Annotated in this window: 17 protein-coding genes; 13 read left to right on the top strand and 4 right to left on the bottom strand. The window is 53.9% G+C overall.

The features are described 5' to 3' along the window. The first annotated feature begins 1 nt into the window (after position 1). From wecB to NOG13_RS06655, 8 genes are all read left to right on the top strand, one after another. Entirely contained in the window at positions 2 to 1,084 is a 1,083-nt protein-coding gene (gene wecB / locus NOG13_RS06690) for a non-hydrolyzing UDP-N-acetylglucosamine 2-epimerase (protein WP_283109799.1), read from the top strand. 5 nt (positions 1,085 to 1,089) lie between these two features. Beyond that, the gene (locus NOG13_RS06685; RefSeq protein ID WP_283109798.1) at positions 1,090 to 2,340 is read left to right on the top strand and encodes a glycosyltransferase family 4 protein; all 1,251 of its coding nucleotides are present in this window, start codon (positions 1,090 to 1,092) and stop codon (positions 2,338 to 2,340) included. 226 nt (positions 2,341 to 2,566) lie between these two features. After that, entirely contained in the window at positions 2,567 to 3,730 is a 1,164-nt protein-coding gene (locus NOG13_RS06680) for a transporter substrate-binding protein (protein WP_283109797.1), read from the top strand. A gap of 23 nt (positions 3,731 to 3,753) precedes the next feature. After that, positions 3,754 to 4,614 (top strand): urea ABC transporter permease subunit UrtB, encoded by an 861-nt coding sequence (gene urtB / locus NOG13_RS06675; RefSeq protein ID WP_283109796.1) that lies wholly within the window; start codon positions 3,754 to 3,756, stop codon positions 4,612 to 4,614. Continuing rightward, positions 4,595 to 5,647 (top strand): ABC transporter permease subunit, encoded by a 1,053-nt coding sequence (locus NOG13_RS06670; protein WP_283109795.1) that lies wholly within the window; start codon positions 4,595 to 4,597, stop codon positions 5,645 to 5,647. Before urtB ends, NOG13_RS06670 begins: the two co-directional genes overlap by 20 nt. Then, a complete protein-coding gene (gene urtD / locus NOG13_RS06665) occupies positions 5,640 to 6,413 on the top strand; it encodes an urea ABC transporter ATP-binding protein UrtD (RefSeq protein ID WP_283109794.1) in 774 nt (257 codons plus the stop codon). The genes NOG13_RS06670 and urtD overlap by 8 nt, the downstream gene beginning before the upstream one ends. Then, a complete protein-coding gene (gene urtE, locus NOG13_RS06660; RefSeq protein ID WP_283109793.1) occupies positions 6,400 to 7,101 on the top strand; it encodes an urea ABC transporter ATP-binding subunit UrtE in 702 nt (233 codons plus the stop codon). The genes urtD and urtE overlap by 14 nt, the downstream gene beginning before the upstream one ends. Positions 7,102 to 7,290: 189 nt before the next feature. Continuing rightward, complete coding sequence (locus tag NOG13_RS06655) at positions 7,291 to 8,280, top strand: polysaccharide deacetylase family protein (protein WP_283109792.1); 990 nt, start codon at positions 7,291 to 7,293, stop codon at positions 8,278 to 8,280. A gap of 48 nt (positions 8,281 to 8,328) precedes the next feature. Here NOG13_RS06655 and NOG13_RS06650 read toward each other — a convergent pair whose 3' ends face one another. From NOG13_RS06650 to NOG13_RS06635, 4 genes are all read right to left on the bottom strand, one after another. Continuing rightward, positions 8,329 to 8,769: an adenine nucleotide alpha hydrolase family protein gene (locus NOG13_RS06650; RefSeq protein ID WP_283109791.1), complete on the bottom strand. Its 441-nt coding sequence runs from the start codon at positions 8,767 to 8,769 to the stop codon at positions 8,329 to 8,331. A 242-nt stretch (positions 8,770 to 9,011) separates the two neighbouring features. Continuing rightward, on the bottom strand, positions 9,012 to 9,647 hold the full coding sequence (locus NOG13_RS06645) for a M23 family metallopeptidase (RefSeq protein WP_283109790.1): 636 nt from the start codon (positions 9,645 to 9,647) through the stop codon (positions 9,012 to 9,014). Between the two features lie 331 nt (positions 9,648 to 9,978). Continuing rightward, a complete protein-coding gene (locus NOG13_RS06640; protein ID WP_283109789.1) occupies positions 9,979 to 10,560 on the bottom strand; it encodes a cyclase family protein in 582 nt (193 codons plus the stop codon). Positions 10,561 to 10,597: 37 nt separating this feature from the next. After that, a complete protein-coding gene (locus NOG13_RS06635) occupies positions 10,598 to 11,290 on the bottom strand; it encodes a 5'-methylthioadenosine/adenosylhomocysteine nucleosidase (RefSeq protein ID WP_283109788.1) in 693 nt (230 codons plus the stop codon). Between the two features lie 222 nt (positions 11,291 to 11,512). Here NOG13_RS06635 and ruvC point away from each other — a divergent pair, with 222 nt between their 5' ends. The 5 genes from ruvC (at position 11,513) to NOG13_RS06610 (ending at position 16,158) form a co-directional block, all read left to right on the top strand. After that, positions 11,513 to 12,040: a crossover junction endodeoxyribonuclease RuvC gene (gene ruvC / locus NOG13_RS06630; RefSeq protein ID WP_283109787.1), complete on the top strand. Its 528-nt coding sequence runs from the start codon at positions 11,513 to 11,515 to the stop codon at positions 12,038 to 12,040. Positions 12,041 to 12,045: 5 nt separating this feature from the next. Further along, on the top strand, positions 12,046 to 12,666 hold the full coding sequence (gene ruvA, locus NOG13_RS06625) for a Holliday junction branch migration protein RuvA (RefSeq protein ID WP_283109786.1): 621 nt from the start codon (positions 12,046 to 12,048) through the stop codon (positions 12,664 to 12,666). A 159-nt stretch (positions 12,667 to 12,825) separates the two neighbouring features. After that, positions 12,826 to 13,875, top strand: coding sequence for a Holliday junction branch migration DNA helicase RuvB (ruvB, locus tag NOG13_RS06620; protein WP_416201112.1), 1,050 nt, complete (start codon positions 12,826 to 12,828; stop codon positions 13,873 to 13,875). A 53-nt stretch (positions 13,876 to 13,928) separates the two neighbouring features. Next, a complete protein-coding gene (glmM, locus tag NOG13_RS06615) occupies positions 13,929 to 15,278 on the top strand; it encodes a phosphoglucosamine mutase (RefSeq protein WP_283109784.1) in 1,350 nt (449 codons plus the stop codon). A gap of 16 nt (positions 15,279 to 15,294) precedes the next feature. Continuing rightward, on the top strand, positions 15,295 to 16,158 hold the full coding sequence (locus NOG13_RS06610) for a class I SAM-dependent methyltransferase (RefSeq protein ID WP_283109783.1): 864 nt from the start codon (positions 15,295 to 15,297) through the stop codon (positions 16,156 to 16,158). Positions 16,159 to 16,235: the final 77 nt, after the last annotated feature.

The raw sequence follows: 16,235 nt of genomic DNA, 5'->3' as shown, positions 1-16,235 counted from the left end.
AATGAAGATCCTTACTGTTGTCGGCGCGAGACCGCAGTTTATCAAGGCCTCTGTGGTTTCCCGTGCGCTGAGCCGCGTGGCGGACGAAGTCATCGTGCACACCGGTCAGCATTATGATAAAAATATGTCCGATGTTTTTTTCGAGGAGCTGAATATTCCGAAACCGGCGTATAACCTTGGTGTCGGCTCCGGCTCCCACGGCAAGCAGACCGGCGAAATGCTGATGAAGATTGAAGAGGTTATTTTTACCGAAAAGCCGGATATCATGCTGGTTTACGGCGACACCAACTCGACCCTCGCGGGGGCGCTTGCCGCTTCTAAGCTCCACCTGCCGGTCGCGCATGTGGAAGCTGGCCTGCGTTCCTACAACATGCGCATGCCGGAAGAGCAGAACCGCGTGCTGACCGACCACATTTCCACTTGGCTGTTCTGCCCGACGCAGACGGCCGTGGACAACCTCAAAAAAGAGAACATTACGGCGGGGGTGGACAAGACCGGCGACGTCATGCTCGACTCCGTCCTCCATTTTCTTGCGCTTGCCCGTTCTAACCCGAAAAAGACGGCTATTTACGGGCAGCTCGGCATTGCGCCGAAACAGTACCGCCTCGCAACGCTGCACCGTGCGGAAACGACCGACGGCGGCCTTGACGCCATCGTGCGGATTTTTGATGCGTTTGAACAGCTCCCGCAGCCGGTCGTCATTCCGATCCATCCGCGCACGCGTCCGCTCGCGGAAGAAGCCATAAAAAAGCGCGGTTACCGGAACATCCAGCTGATTGACCCCGTGGGCTACCTCGAAATGCTGCTGCTCACAAGCGGCGCTTCTCAGGTGCTGACGGATTCCGGCGGCCTGCAGAAGGAAGCTTGGTTCATGGAGGTTCCGTGTGTTACGCTCCGCAGCGAGACCGAATGGGTCGAAACGCTGGAAGGCGGCTGGAACGTCCTTGCGAAGCTTGAAACCGATGATATTTACCGCAAGGCTACCCAGACTGTGCCGGACCCGAGCGCGAGGGAAAAAATGCCCTTCGGCGACGGAAAAGCGTCGGAACATATTGCCTCCATTCTTTCAAACCGAAAAGAGTGAACGTCTTGAATATCATCTATATCAACCATTACGCCGGTTCACCGGAGCATGGTATGGAATTCCGCCCGTATTTTATGGCAAAACGCTGGGCGGCAAAGGGAAACAACGTCACGGTGGCGGCAAGCTCGTTTTCTCACCTGCGCACCCATAACCCGGAACTCGAAGGCGCAAAATACAAGGAAGAAATGATTGACGGCGTGCGCTATTTCTGGATTTCCGGGAATTCGTACCACGGCAACAACATGGGGCGCATCCGGAATATGCTTTCGTTCCTAAGGGGCCTGTACCGTTACAGAACGGAGCTGACCGCCCAAGGAAAGCCGGATGCAATCATCGCCTCTTCAACGTATCCGCTCGATATTTATCCGGCGCACCATTTTGCGAAAAAATACGGTGCCATGCTGATTTATGAGGTGCATGACCTTTGGCCGCTCAGCCCAATTGAGCTTGGCGGAATGAGTCCGAAGCATCCGTATATCCGCCTGATGCAGAAGGCAGAGAACGATTGCTACCGTTACAGCGATTATGTTGTTTCGCTGCTGCCGTTCGCCAGAGAGCACATGATTGAACACGGAATGAAGCCGGAGAAATTCGTCTACATTCCGAACGGCATTGAAAAAGCAGCTTGGGAGAAGCCGTTCCATACGCCGAAGGTGTATGAGGAAAAGCTGAAGAAATACCATGAGGAAGGATATTTCCTTGTCGGATACACCGGTGCGCATGGCATTGCCAATGCGCTGGACAGCTATGTGGAAGCCGGCGAGAAACTGCGCGGCAAAAAAATCAAGCTGCTTTCGATTGGGCCGGGCCCGGAACGCGACCGCTTGATTCAAAAGGCACATAATTTGAATCTTGACGACGTGGTCGAATTCCTCGAGCCGGTGCAGCGCGACCGCATTCCGGAACTTCTCAGTCAGCTTGACGCCCTTTACATTGGCCTGCAGAGCCAGCCACTCTTCCGCTTCGGCGTCAGCCCGAACAAGCTGATGGATTACATGATGGCGGGCAAGCCTGTGATTTTTGCCATCGACGCGCCGAACGACATGGTAAAAGAAGCCGGCTGTGGCATTTCGATTCCGCCGGAGGACAGCGGCGCAATTGCCGATGCGGCGATAAAACTTTCGCAGATGTCCGAGGAAGAGCGCGAAACAATGGGCAGGTGCGGAAAAGAGTATATTCTGGCCCACAACGAGTACGATGTGCTAGCCGACAAGTTCCTTTCGGTGTTCCAAAGACCGCGTATCTCGGCAAAATAAGAGACATAAAAAAACGGAGCGCATGAGCGCTCCGTTTTTTTATGTGCGCTTTTTCACACCGCCTTGAAAGACCGAACGCGTGATTCCCGACTTTCTGAAAACAAGCCCTGCAGACTGATGCCACGGGGCCTTTCTCTTTTCCGACTCACGAGAAATCCCGCCGCGGAATATTATGCTTTAGTGCTGAACAGGAAATGAGGCATGAATTCCACTGGAGATGAGAGCTATGAAAAAGAAACTGTGCGCGCTGCTGGCCTGCGCGGTCATGCTGCCCTGCTTGTTCACAGGGTGCAGCCGCGGGACAGAGCAGTCCGGCGCAAAGCCGATTAAAATCGGCTTGCTGTATTCGCTCAGCGGTGTAACTTCCGTCAGTGAAAAACAGCTGTACAACGGCACAAAGCTTGCCATCGACGAGATTAACGCAAGCGGCGGCATCAACGGGCGGAAAATTGAGACCGTGTTTGCCGACTATGCCTCCGACCCCGCAAAAGCGGCTGACAAGGCCCGCCGGCTGATTCTTGACGACAAGGTAACCGCCATTGTAGGCACCTGCTCATCCTCTGCCCGCCAGGCAGTAAAACCCGTGGTGGAGCAGTATAAATCGCTGCTCGTCTACCCGCAGTCTTACGAGGGGCAGGAAGAGTCGAAAAACATTGTTTATGTCGGCTGCATTCCGAACCAGCAGGCAGAGATCTTTGTCAACTGGCTGCTGAAAAACGTTGGGAAGAAATTCTTCCTCATCGGCTGTGATTTCGTCTATCCGCAGGTAGAAAACAAACTGGCGAAGGAATACCTCGCAAAGGGCGGCGGAACGGTCGTCGGGGAGGAATATGTTCCTTACGGCAGCACCGACTTTTCGTCTGTGCTCAATAAAATCAAGACTTCCAACCCGGACATCGTTTACAGCGAATTGACGGGCGACAGCAACGTGGCATTCTACAAGCAATACAATGCCTATGGCTTGAAAGCGACCATCGCAAGCCTTACGACGAACGAAACGGTTCTCAAGGCCATTGGAAAAGAAGCATCAAAAGGCAGCTACATTTGTGTGGATTACTTCAAGAATGTTGAAAACGACCTCAACAAGAAATTCGTGCAGAAATATGCCGAGACCTATAAAGACGGCACAGAACCTTCCTACGCGGTTATGGGAGGCTACAACGCTGGTCTGTTCCTCGGCGAAGCCCTGAAAAAGGCCGCTGACCCCGATAACACGCAGCAGGTTATCGAAGCGTTCAAAGGATTAGAGCTTGATTCCCCGTCCGGACAAATTTCCATTGACCCAACAAACAACCACGCCGCGTTATACTGCCGCATCGGGCAGGTAGACGAGAACGGTGAAATCAAAGTGATCTATCAGTCGGAACAGCCGATTGCTCCGAAGCCTTGACGAGTCGTGAGGTGACGGGCATTATGGACAGTTTCCTTGCATTGCTTCTCAACGGCCTGAATTCCTCGGCCCTGATTCTCACGGCTGCCCTCGGCATGGTCATCATCTGCGGGCTGATGGACGTCATCAACCTTGCCCACGGGGAACTGATCATGATTGGCGCCTACACGGCTTTTGCTGTCACGCAGACGGCGGGGCTCGGCTTCTGGGTTGCTCTTCCGCTTTCCTTCATCACCGCGGCCGCGGCCGGAACCATTATGGAAGTTCTGGTCGTGAAGCGGCTGACCGGAAGACCGGCGGAAACCATGCTCGCCACCTTCGGCATTTCGGTTGTGCTTCAACAGGTGACAAACATCGTGTTCGGCGCGCAGTCGCAGTATGTTGCCATTCCCATTGAAGGAAAGGTGACCTTCGGCCATGTGGTCATTCCGTACTACAACATTTTCACCATTTTGTTTGCGGCGGCTGTAACGGCGGGAACCGTGCTGCTGCTGAAAAAGACAAAGTTCGGCCGCCGCGTTCGCGCCGTAACCCAGAACCGTGCCATGGCGGAATGTCTCGGAATCAATACGGCACAGGTGGATACGCTGATTTTTGCGTTCGGCAGCGGCCTCGCAGGCCTTGCCGGAGCGCTTGCCGCACCGGTCAAAAGCGTTTCGCCGTTCATGGGCGGGCCTTACCTCATCAACTCCTTTATGACGTCGGTCGTCGGTGGTGTAGGGTCGTTTACCGGAACAACTGTCGGTTCGCTCTTTGTCGGCGAATCTACCGCGCTGCTGGGCGGCGTGAGCAACGACGTTCTGGCGTCGATTTTGGTTTTGCTGATGATTATTGCCATTATCCGGTTCAAGCCGGAAGGTTTGTTTGCGAAAGAGAGGCGGTAACATGACGAAGCTCCGCAGAATCCCCGGCAACCGCCGGGCGGATTTCCTCATTCTCTTAGCACTGGGTCTGTTCCCGCTTTGCGGCTCGGCGTTTTATACGCAGCTTCTCACAAAATACATGGTGTTCGTAATCCTTGCATGGTCGCTCGATATTCTGTGGGGATACGCGGGATTGATGAACCTCGGCCATGCGGTTCTGTTCGGAATCGGGGGATACACCATGGCTCTGTGTCTCTCGTCGCAGCAGGGTATACCGGATTTTATGGCACGCGGCGGCGTAACGGAAATGCCGCTTTGGCTGCAAATCATTCAAAACCCCGCCGTTGCGGTGCTTGCGGGAATTTTTATCCCCGCAATTCTCGCGTGGCTGCTCGGTGTTTTCCTGTTCCGCAGCCGGGTCGGCGGCGTGTTCTTTGCCGTCATCACGCTGGCCCTTGCACAGATTTTCAACCTTTTCATTCAGAGTCAGCAGAAATGGACGGGCGGCTTTAACGGCATCGGGGGACTGTCGGGCCTTTCTGTTTTCGGAACGCCGCTCGACATCACCCAGAGCTACTATTTCATTTTCCTTATTGTAATAATTGTCTATGTGTTCTGCTTGGCGCTGACGCACTCACGCTTCGGCATGATTCTCTGCGGAATCCGCGAGAATGAAACGCGGCTGGAGTTCCTCGGCTGCGACAAGGATTCCTTCAAGGCGGCGGCCTTTGCGCTTTCCGGCGCGCTGGCCGGTTTAGCCGGCGTGCTGTATGCTCCGGTGAGCGGAATGATTGCCCCGAACGATGTGGGAGTGGAATTCTCTACGGCAATCGTCGTCTGGCTTGCCATCGGCGGCAGGGGAAATCTTACGGGCGCAGCAGTGGGGGCCCTCCTCATCAATGTGCTCGGAAATGCGCTTTCCGAGCAGTTCGGCGCATTCTGGCAGCTGCTGCTCGGCATTGTGATGATTCTCACGGTGCTGTTCATGCCGCGCGGCATTGTCGGCACTCTGATGTCCGCTTCCGAGGGGAAGAAGGTGCATGCGCATGGGTGAAGTGCTGCGAACAGAGAATCTTTCGGTGTCCTTCGGCGGATTCTGGGCACTTCGCGACGTGAATTTTTCCGTAAACGAAGGAGAGCTTCGCGTCGTCATCGGGCCGAACGGCGCCGGAAAGACGACACTGATGGACCTGATTACTGGCCGCGTCGCGCCGACCTACGGCAAGGTGTTCTTTGAGGGGAAAGAAATCACAGGGAAAAGCCCATGCAAAATTGCTGCCGACTTTCGGATCGGACGGAAGTTTCAAGGCCCGAATGTGTTTGAAAACATGACCGTCGCCGAAAATCTGGCACTTGCCGCGCCGGTGAGGCGCACGGTGGTTTCGTCTTTCCTGCGTGCCGCCCCCAAAAGCGTGCAGGAGAATGCGGAACGCATTCTGGAGCAGACCGGCCTTTCGGAGAAGCGCAACTTTTTAGCGTGCGGGCTGTCGCACGGAGAACGGCAGTGGCTCGAAATCGGAATGCTGATGATGCAGGACCCGAAGCTGATGATTCTTGACGAGCCGACCGCAGGCATGACGGAGGAAGAGACATACCGCACCGGAGAAATGATTCAAAAGCTTCTCAATGGGCGCACGGTTCTTGTGGTAGAACATGACATGAATTTCGTACGGCAGGTGGCAAAGACGGTTACGGTTTTGCACATGGGAAAAATCCTCGCGGAAGGGCCGCTTTCCGAGATTGAAAATAACCCTGAGGTCATACGCGTGTACCTGAAATCGAACAAAGCAGGAAAGGGGAATGACCATGCTGGAGGTTGAGGGGCTTCGGGTGAACTACGGCAAAAGCCGTGCCGTGAACGACATCACGTTCACGCTGAAAGACGGTGAATGTCTTGCTGTTTTGGGCCGCAACGGCGTCGGAAAAACAACGCTGCTCAAGTGCCTGATTGGCCTTCTGCCGCCTGCCGGAGGGCATGTCATCCTGAACCACCGCGATATTTCCTTCCTGCCGCCTCATGAGAGGTGCCGCCTCGGAATGGCCTACATTCCGCAGGGACGGGAAATCCTGCCGGGGCTGACGGTGCTTGAAAACCTCCGGTTGGGCAGCCTCGGCTGTGCGGGCGCTAAGGCTACGCAGGAGCGCACGGAACAGATGCTTGAGTGGTTCCCAATCCTTCGGGAACACCTCAACCGCCCGGGCGGGGTTCTTTCCGGCGGCCAACAGCAGCAGCTTGCCGTAGCGCGCGCCCTAATGACCTCTCCGAAGCTTCTGCTCCTCGATGAGCCTACGGAGGGGATTCAGCCCAATGTTGTGGAAGAACTCGGTGAAATCCTTCAGCGGATACGGCGGGAGGAAGGGCTTTCGCTGCTGCTTGTAGAGCAGAATCTTGGCTTTGCCCGCGCTATGGCAGAGCGGTGCCTCATTCTGGAGAAAGGCACCGTCGTCCGTGAGGGGAAGACGGAATTTCTGGGAGAGGCGGAAATTAAGAAATATCTTTCCGTGTAGTCTGTGTAGAAAGAGTATCATTCTGTAATTTTCGTTACAGTTAAGTCACTTTTCTTGATAAAATTCGCGGATTCTTTATACTGTAAATAGAAAAAATCTTAAAACTGTCGAACGGAATAGGCTTTACTTTTGTTTGGAGAAAGGCGGATTTTTATGAAACCCAAATCTTCGGGGAGCAGGAAGAGTCTTTTGGCGCTGATATCCGTTTCTCTCGCTGTGGGGCTTATGTTCTGTACGGTTTCCGCCATGAAAACGCCCCTGGACGACGGGGTGTCGGCAAAACAGGCCGTATCGTCCTCAGGCTCATTTCGTCCAGCGTCCTCTTTTCTTTCGAGGAAGGTGTCTTCCGCTGCCGGTTCCTCCAAGCCTGTTTCGTCCTCGGCAGTTTCGTCAGCGGCGGCCGTTTCCTCTAGGGCAGTCGTTTCTTCGGCGGCCGCTTCTTCTGCGAAGCCGGCGCCTTCTTCTTCCAAACGTCCGGCAAAGCCCGCATCTACCAAACCCGTTGAAGAAGATCCCGACCCTTCGGAGACGCCGAGTTACCAAACTTCTCTGCCAAAGGAAAAAACGGTCTATCTGACGTTTGACGACGGTCCGTCTTCGCTGACAAAGCCGCTTTTGGATATTCTGGACCAGTATCAAGTAAAAGCTACATTCTTTGTGGTCGGGGTCAACGACAAGAACGAAACGCGCGACCTGCAGGAGATTGTCAAGAGAGGGCAAGCCATCGGCGTTCACAGCTGGACGCACAACTATCGTCAGATCTACGCTTCCGAAGAAGCGTTTTTTGCGGATTTTGACCGGATGCATAAGGCAATCCTCGACGCGACAGGAGTAGACACAAAAATCTGCCGCTTTCCGGGCGGCAGTGTAAATAGCTTCAACGCCAAAACTCGGCGTGAAATTATCATGGGGCTGAAAAGGCGCGGCTACGTATATTTTGACTGGAATGTCTGCAGTGAAGATGCAGCCAAAGCGAAAACGCCGGAGGAAATCTATCAGTATGCGCTGAACGGCGTGCATCAGCACCGCGTTTCGGTTGTGCTGTTCCATAATACGGCGGCAAAACAGGCAACGCTCCAGCAGCTTCCGCGTTTCCTTTCAACCCTCAAGAGCGAGGGCTACAAGTTTGCTGTCCTCGACACATCGGTGGATAACAGCCCATTCATTTTTAAGGGATAAAAACTGCCCCCGGGAGATTTTTCATCTTCCGGGGGCTAATTTTTTATCTTAAGCCTGGATCACGAGTTTTTTTGCGGTTTGCTCGTCAATTTCAGCGGGGCAGATGTTATGAATCTTTCCGTTTTTCTCCACCATGCTGATTGGAATATCCGGTAAAAATTTATGTATCAGCTCCACAAAACCGTTCGCAGGGGCTTCCGGCATGCCGGTGACGATATGTTTGGCTCCGATTTTTTTTGCGACACTCACGGCCATGAGAGGCGCATCATCGTTGAAATAAACGGTCATTTCTGCATGGGCGTCGCGTGCGGTTTGACGGAGGTATTCCAGTTCTTCGGAATTACCCTGCAGCCCGGCAGAAGCGGGTTGAACACACAAAACACGCAGCGGAAGGTCCAGTTTGTCAGCAAGAGTTTTTCCGGTTCGGATCAACCGGTCACAGTCCCGTTGACCGGTAACACACACGAGAACCGTTTTACTGCTTTTCAAATTTGCATCTCCCTTCAGAAATACATTAATAACCACTATGATTATATCATATAACTAACCGCTTTATGAGAACGCAAATTGTACTAATTGTAAACTTAGTGTGAACAGGAATCTTAAAAATTTGGTGAACTTGACTATTTGTGCCGAAGAAACAAACGAAAGTGCAGAAAAAACCGCCGTCTTTTTAGAGACAGCGGTTTTTTCAGATGCCCCTAAACGAATCGGGGGCAGGAAACCCAGATTCATTTCAGAATCGTCATGGGGTCAATATACTGGCCATTTTGTTTCATTATTAGATGAAGGTGCGGAGATTCAAGACTTTCCGTTGGGTCAACGCCCACGGTGCCGATTTTTTGACCGCGCTTAACGGTCTGCTTTTCCTTCACAAGCATTTTATCAAGCCCGCAGTAGGTCGCCTCAATCGAACCGTGTTTAATCACAATGGTGTTGCCGTTTCGATCGTCATTTGCTACTTTGGTTACAACGCCGTCGGCGCAAGCTTTTACAGTTTCACCGGTTTTCGCGCTTAGGTCAACACCAGTGTGGGCACGATAATCTCCGAGAGTTTTATTGAACACCGGTTTCTTGCTGAAAGCCTGCGAGACCTTTCCGCTTACCGGCATCGTAAACGTATTCGCAGCTGCGGCGGTCGGTTTCGTTCCCGTCTTGGAGGAAACGGCCGGTGCCGCGGATGAGGAAGCCGGAGACGAAGACACGGGCTTTGCGCTGGAGGTCGGGGCGGAAGAAACATCATTCACAAAGATACCGCTTACGGTGTCGTTTGTTTCTGCTGCTTTGCTTTCTGCCGAACTCTGCGGCTCCGTGTATTTCGTTACGCTGTCGTAAGTCGTCCAAGCTGCCGCACCTACTGCTATCAAGCACACACCAACGGCGATGTAAAATCCTCTATTTTTTTTACTGTTTCGATTACTGGAAACTTTCAATTGCGCCACCTCCGTCAGTATTTTGGCCCCAAAATACATTCGATATTCCAATGGCGCAAAGTAAAATGAAAATTTTAAAAAGAAAAAGAATCCGGCAAACATCCGGATTCTTTTTCTGTGCTTGAGGGATATCTTGAGGAGGGTAGAACATGGGCCAGAATTCGGTGCGGCTCCGTCTTCTGACTATGCTTTCAGTATAACCGTATCTGCCCTTCCAATTGTAAAAGTGCTGTGAATATGCTGTAAAATATGTATGAAATCTTTTTTAAGTGTCCGAAAGAAGAATGGCTCTTGCTGGAGCAGCCTCCGCACCGCGGAGAAGAAGCGGTAGCGCACAGAGACGATAGGTCCCCGGCTCGACTGCGGAAAGGTCAAGCCCTTCCAGAATCGGGATTCCTGCGCCCAGAAGTTCACGGTGCGGTTCGCCATCCTCCTCTGCAAGGTCGATGCTCGGCGCGTCCGTTCCAATCAGCAGAAAGCCTGCCTGCGCTAGCGCGAAAGCTGCGCTCTGGGAGAGAAATGCCTTGCCGTTTCCCTTTAGTAATATCCTTTTTTCTGTATTTGGCGGCAGGCGGTCGATGTCCGCGCCGGTGAGAATTCCCTCAGCGGCTATGACCGTGCAGGGGCCGATACAACGGGAAAGAGAAATCCGGTCAACGGAGTCGCCATCGTCGAAGAAGTGAAGCGGGGCGTCCAGATGCGTGGCGCTGTGGCAGCAGGCATAAAACCCAGAGAGGTTATAGCTGTCGCCCATATCCATGCGCCGGATTCGGTCGCGCTTTGGGGCGGGGTCGCCCGGATAGGGTGGAGTCGAAAACAGGTCGCGTGAAATATCGATGATTTTCATAAGACCCAACTCCTTTGTAGAAACCGCGGAGCGCTGCTTACAGATTCGGGACAAGCCTCGAAATCAGCTCGGCCGCGGTATGAGCCGACGACTTGAAAAACTCCGCGTAATTGACGGCCGCGGCTTCGTCGGCGTTATCAGAAACGGCGCGTACCGCGGCGAACGGTGTCTGGTTCATGTAACAGACTTGGGCAATGCTTCCGCCTTCCATTTCGCAGGCGCAGGCGCCGAATTCAGCGCGGATTCGCTCAAGGCGTTCACGGTCATTGATGAACTGGTCGCCGGTCGCGATGATGCCTGTATGCGTTTTATCTTTGCCACAGAGTTTTTCCGCGGCTGCTGAGGTCAATGACAGGAGGCGCTTTGAAACAGGAATCACAACAAGATTCAGCCCAGAAATGAGGCCCTTTTCGTCTCCGACTGCGGAAGTATCCATATCGTGCTGGACAAAGCCGTTCGCAACGATGATGTCGCCGATGTGGATGCCCGGGCCGATACCGCCCGCTATTCCTACGTTGATAATGGCCGACGGGGCATAACGAAGAATCATGGTCTGCGCGCAGACTGCGGCCGCCACTTTTCCGACGCCGCATTTCGCAACGACACATTCCTTGTTCCCGATGGTTCCGATGTGGTAGATGATTCCGCTGACCGTATCGCTGCGTTCTTCCTTCATGCGGCCTAGAATCTCTTCCACCTCAACCTCCATTGCGCCGATAATTCCAATCATTGATTTCAGCCCCGTCCCTTCTACAACATTATACATTTTTAACTTATTATATCGACACACGACCTTCTTTTTTTAGCTTTTGCGGAATTATGGAGTCGGGCAAAGAAAACGGGGACCCACCTATTCCTTTCAAAGACTCCATGTGCTATAATAAACTGAATATTAAAAAAACTGAAATATGTCTGCGGCTTATGCCGCATTTTGAATGGGAGGACAGCGTGGATGATTATTCTGGGAATCGACCCGGGCTATGCGATTGTCGGGTACGGAGTCGTAAAGGCCGAGAACGGTCGTTTCCAGACGTTGGAGTACGGCGCAATCGTCACGCAGGCCGGGCTTGATTTCAACCGCAGGCTCGAAAAAATCTATGACACGCTCACGACCGTAACGCAGAAATGGAAACCGGATGCTGTGGCGATTGAAAAGCTCTATTTTCAGAACAATAAAACAACCGCAATCGGCGTGGCAGAGGCAAGGGGCGTCATTCTGCTGGCGTGCCAGCAGGCCGGAGCGAAGATTTACGAATACACGCCTCTGCAAGTGAAAGCCGCCGTGACCGGTTACGGCCAAGCGAAGAAACCGCAGGTCATGGAAATGACGCGCCGCCTGCTCGGCCTAAAGAATATGCCGAAGCCGGACGACACTGCCGACGCGCTAGCCATGGCTGTCTGCCACGGGCAGACAGCGGGTTCCGCACTTAGGCGCGCAATGCTCGCCAATAAGATTTCCATTGTGAAAGGAAGGCATTGAGCCTGATGTTTTACCGTTTAAGAGGAACATTAATTCATGAGGAGCCGGGGTTTGCTGCAATTGAGTGCGGCGGCGTCGGTTTCAAATGCCTCACGTCGATGAATACGCTCAAAGCCCTGCCGAAAGTGGGCGAAGAAGCCGTTCTATATACTCACCTCAACGTTCGGGAGGATGCGCTTGACCTGTTCGGCTTTGCCACCGTTTCTGAGCTGAACTGCTTTAAGATGCTGACCGGCGTCAGCGGCGTTGGCCCGAAGGTTGCGCTTGCCATTCTCTCGGAACTTTCACCGGAACAGGTGGCTGTTGCGGTCGCTACGGGCGACAGCAAATCGCTCACACGCGCAAGCGGCGTGGGCCCGAAGCTGGCACAGCGCATTGCGCTGGAATTGCGTGACAAGGTAAAGGATCTTCAGAAAGAAGGAAGCGTACAGCTCCCCGCATCGGGGGCGGGACTCGTTTCCGCCTCTTCCAACGCGGCTGCGGCCGTGAATGCTCTTACGGTACTCGGCTATCAACCTTCTGACGCAGCGGCTGTTGTCGCGAAGTTCGACAGTTCCCTCCCGGTGGAGGAACTCATTCGTCTTTCCCTGAAATCCATGGATACTGGTGCTCGGGGAACAAAGTGAGAGGTGCTGGATGCGAAAGGCATCTCACACAAGACGAAATTGTCATAGGAATAAAAATTATGAAAGAAATTGAAAAACCACGAGCCGGGCAAAATAAACTGCCGGTGATTCGGGAAGAAAGGCGGCACAATGGAACCCTTGAATCGAACTCCCTCTGAATTGGAGCAGGATGAAACCGATTTTGAAAACCGTGTCATAGCGCCGGAATATTCTCCGGAGGATGCGGAAGTCGAAAATCCGCTTCGTCCCCGCAGACTTTCGGAATATATCGGGCAGGAAAAAGTAAAAGAAAATCTATCCGTTTTTATTGAAGCGGCAAAGCAGCGGAAGGAAAGCCTGGACCACGTTTTGCTCTACGGTCCCCCGGGACTCGGCAAAACGACGCTTGCGGGCATCATCGCCAACGAGCTTGGGGTAAACCTTCGCGTGACCTCCGGCCCCGCGGTGGAAAAGCCGGGCGACCTCGCTGCAATTCTCACCAACCTCAATCCGGGCGATGTGCTGTTCATTGACGAAGTGCACCGCCTTTCGCGGAGCGTTGAGGAAATCATGTACCCTGCCATGGAAGACTTTGCGCTGGACATCATTACCGGCAAGGGAGAGATGGCCGCTTCTTACCATCTTCCGCTGCCGAAATTCACGCTCGTCGGCGCAACAACGCGCGCCGGTCAGCTCAGCGCACCGCTGCGCGACCGTTTCGGCGTAGTGCTTCGCTTGGAGCTTTACTCTCAGCAGGAGCTTGCGCAGATTGTCACCCGCAGCGCAAGGATCCTCGATATTCCCATCGACCCGGACGGCGCCCTCGAAATTGCCTCCCGTTCCCGCGGAACGCCGCGAATCGCCAACCGCCTGCTGAAACGGGTGCGTGACTTCGCGCAGGTCGTTGCGGGAGGAAAGATTACCAAAGAGGCCGCAAAAATCGGCCTTGATAAGCTGGAAATCGATGAGTTGGGCCTCGATGCAAACGACAGGCGTCTGCTGAACGCCATGATTAAGTTTTACAACGGCGGGCCGGTTGGGCTGGAAACCCTCGCGGCGGCAATCGGTGAGGAGGCCATTACCATTGAAGACGTCTATGAGCCTTACCTCATGCAGATCGGCTTTTTGAGCCGTACGCCGCGCGGACGTTGCGTTACGGTCGCGGCGTACCGCCACCTTGGCCTGAAGCCGCCCGCGGAAGCAGATTCCGGCCAGCAGAGCTTGTTTTAAGCAAAAAATAAAAAAACATTCGGCGTAATGCCAAGTTGGGAGTGTTAACATCAATGGGAAGACTTTTTGGAACAGACGGCGTGCGCGGTGTCGCGAACAGCGAACTTACCTGCGAACTTGCTATGAATATCGGCCGTGCAGCGGCAACCGTTTTGACGGACAATAACCATCGCCACCCGAAAATCCTCATCGGCAAGGACACCCGCATTTCCTCCGATATGCTTGAGGCGGCAATGATTGCCGGCCTTTGCAGCGTGGGAGCCAACGTCGTCCGCCTTGGCGTTGTGCCGACTCCGGCTGTGGCTTTTCTGGTTGGCAAATACAAAGCAGATGCCGGCGTGATGCTGACGGCTTCGCACAACCCTTGCGAATTTAACGGCATCAAGATTTTCAGCGGCGACGGCTACAAATTGCCGGACGCCCTCGAAGAACAGATTGAGTCCATCGTGCTTGACCATAAGCAGGAGATACCGTGCCCCACAGGGGGAGACGTCGGCTGCGTTTCGGAGGCTCCGAACGCCGTGCGCGATTATATCGACCACATCAAGAGTACGGTACCCTTCGCACTCGACGGAATGAGAATTGCCGTTGACTGTGCAAACGGCTGCGCAAGCCGCACCGCAAAAACTCTTTTTGAGGAGCTCGGCGCGGAGTGCCACATCCTCTTTGACCAGCCGAACGGCGTAAATGTCAACGACAACTGCGGTTCCACCCACATGGAAAAACTGATGACCTATGTCCGTGAGAATCACCTTGACGTAGGCGTTGCGTTTGACGGCGACGCAGACCGCTGCCTTGCCGTAGACGAAAAGGGACAGCTCGTGGACGGCGACTATGTCATGGCAATCTGCGCGGCGGATATGAAGTCCCGCGGCAAGCTGGCAAAGAATGCGGTTGTGGGAACCATTATGACGAATATGGGCTTCAGCCGCTTCTGCGATGAGCTAGGCATGAAGTTCGTACCCACAAAGGTCGGTGACCGCTATGTATTGGAAGAAATGCAGCTTGAAGGCTATAACTTCGGCGGCGAGCAGAGTGGCCATATCATTTTCCTTGATTTTGCCACAACAGGCGACGGCCAGCTCACGGCAGCACAGCTGCTCAGTCTTGTTCACCGCAGACAGGCACGCCTTTCCAGCCTTGCTACCTTGATGACACGCTACCCGCAGGTTATGGTGAACGTCACCGTAAAGCCGGAAGGCAAGCTCCGTTTCTACACCGATGAGGAAGTCAAGCGCGCGGTAGAAGAGGTCAAAACAAAACTCGGTACCTCCGGTCGAATCATCGTTCGCCCGTCGGGAACCGAACCGCTGCTGCGCGTGATGGTCGAAGGCGAAGACGAAGGATATATTCAGGCTCTGGCGGATTCCGTAGCGAATGTGATTCGCAACCGTCTGGCTTAATGAAAGAGGATAAAGCGTGAGAACGGCAGACTGGCAAGATTATGAATTGATTGATACTTCTTCGGGCGAGCGGCTTGAGCGCTGGGGCAACGTTGTGCTCATCCGCCCCGACCCGCAGATTATCTGGAATACTCCGAAGAAAAACCCACTCTGGAAGCAGGCCAATGCGCGCTATATCCGCTCTTCCAAAGGCGGCGGGCACTGGGAGACCTTTAAGCCCGTACCTTCGGTGTGGTCGGTGAGCAGAAACGGACTGACTTTCCGTTTGAAAATGATGGGCTTCAAGCACACGGGGCTTTTTCCGGAACAGGCGTGCAACTGGGATTTCGTAATCAAGAAGATTCGCGAGGCAAACCGACCGATAAAGGTTTTGAACTTGTTCGGCTACACCGGAGCAGCAACGCTTGCCTGCCTTGCGGCGGGCGCGCAGGTGTGCCATGTGGATGCCTCGCGCGGCATGGTGACATGGGCACGCGAGAACGCGGAAGTTTCCGGCCTTGCGGACCGTCCGGTGCGCTGGCTCGTGGACGATTGCGAAAAATTCGTGCTGCGCGAACAAAGACGCGGCAACGTTTATGACGGAATCATTATGGACCCTCCGTCTTACGGCCGCGGCCCGAACGGGGAAGTCTGGAAGCTCGAAGAACAGATTTACCGTCTGGTGCAAATGTGCCTTCCGATTCTTTCGCGCGAGCCTCTGTTCTTCCTCTTGAATTCTTACACAGCGGGGCTTTCCCCTGCGGTGATGGAATATCTGCTCGGTGTTCTCGTTCAAAAGCGCTACGGCGGCAGGGTTTCGTGCGACGAAATCGGCCTGCCCGTAACAGAGACCGGGCTTGTGCTCCCGTGCGGAAGCACAGCAATTTGGCAGACAGAATAAAAATTCCGTGCGGTGCAGGCTGACAAGACTCCTGATAAGACAGGAAGGAAGCCTGCGCAGCAGTTTCTTGCGAAAAC

This window comes from Thermocaproicibacter melissae (genome assembly GCF_024498295.1).
GTDB lineage: Bacteria > Bacillota > Clostridia > Oscillospirales > Acutalibacteraceae > Thermocaproicibacter > Thermocaproicibacter melissae.
Note: the sequence above shows the minus strand (reverse complement) of the source record. Positions and strands in the feature narration are given on the sequence as shown.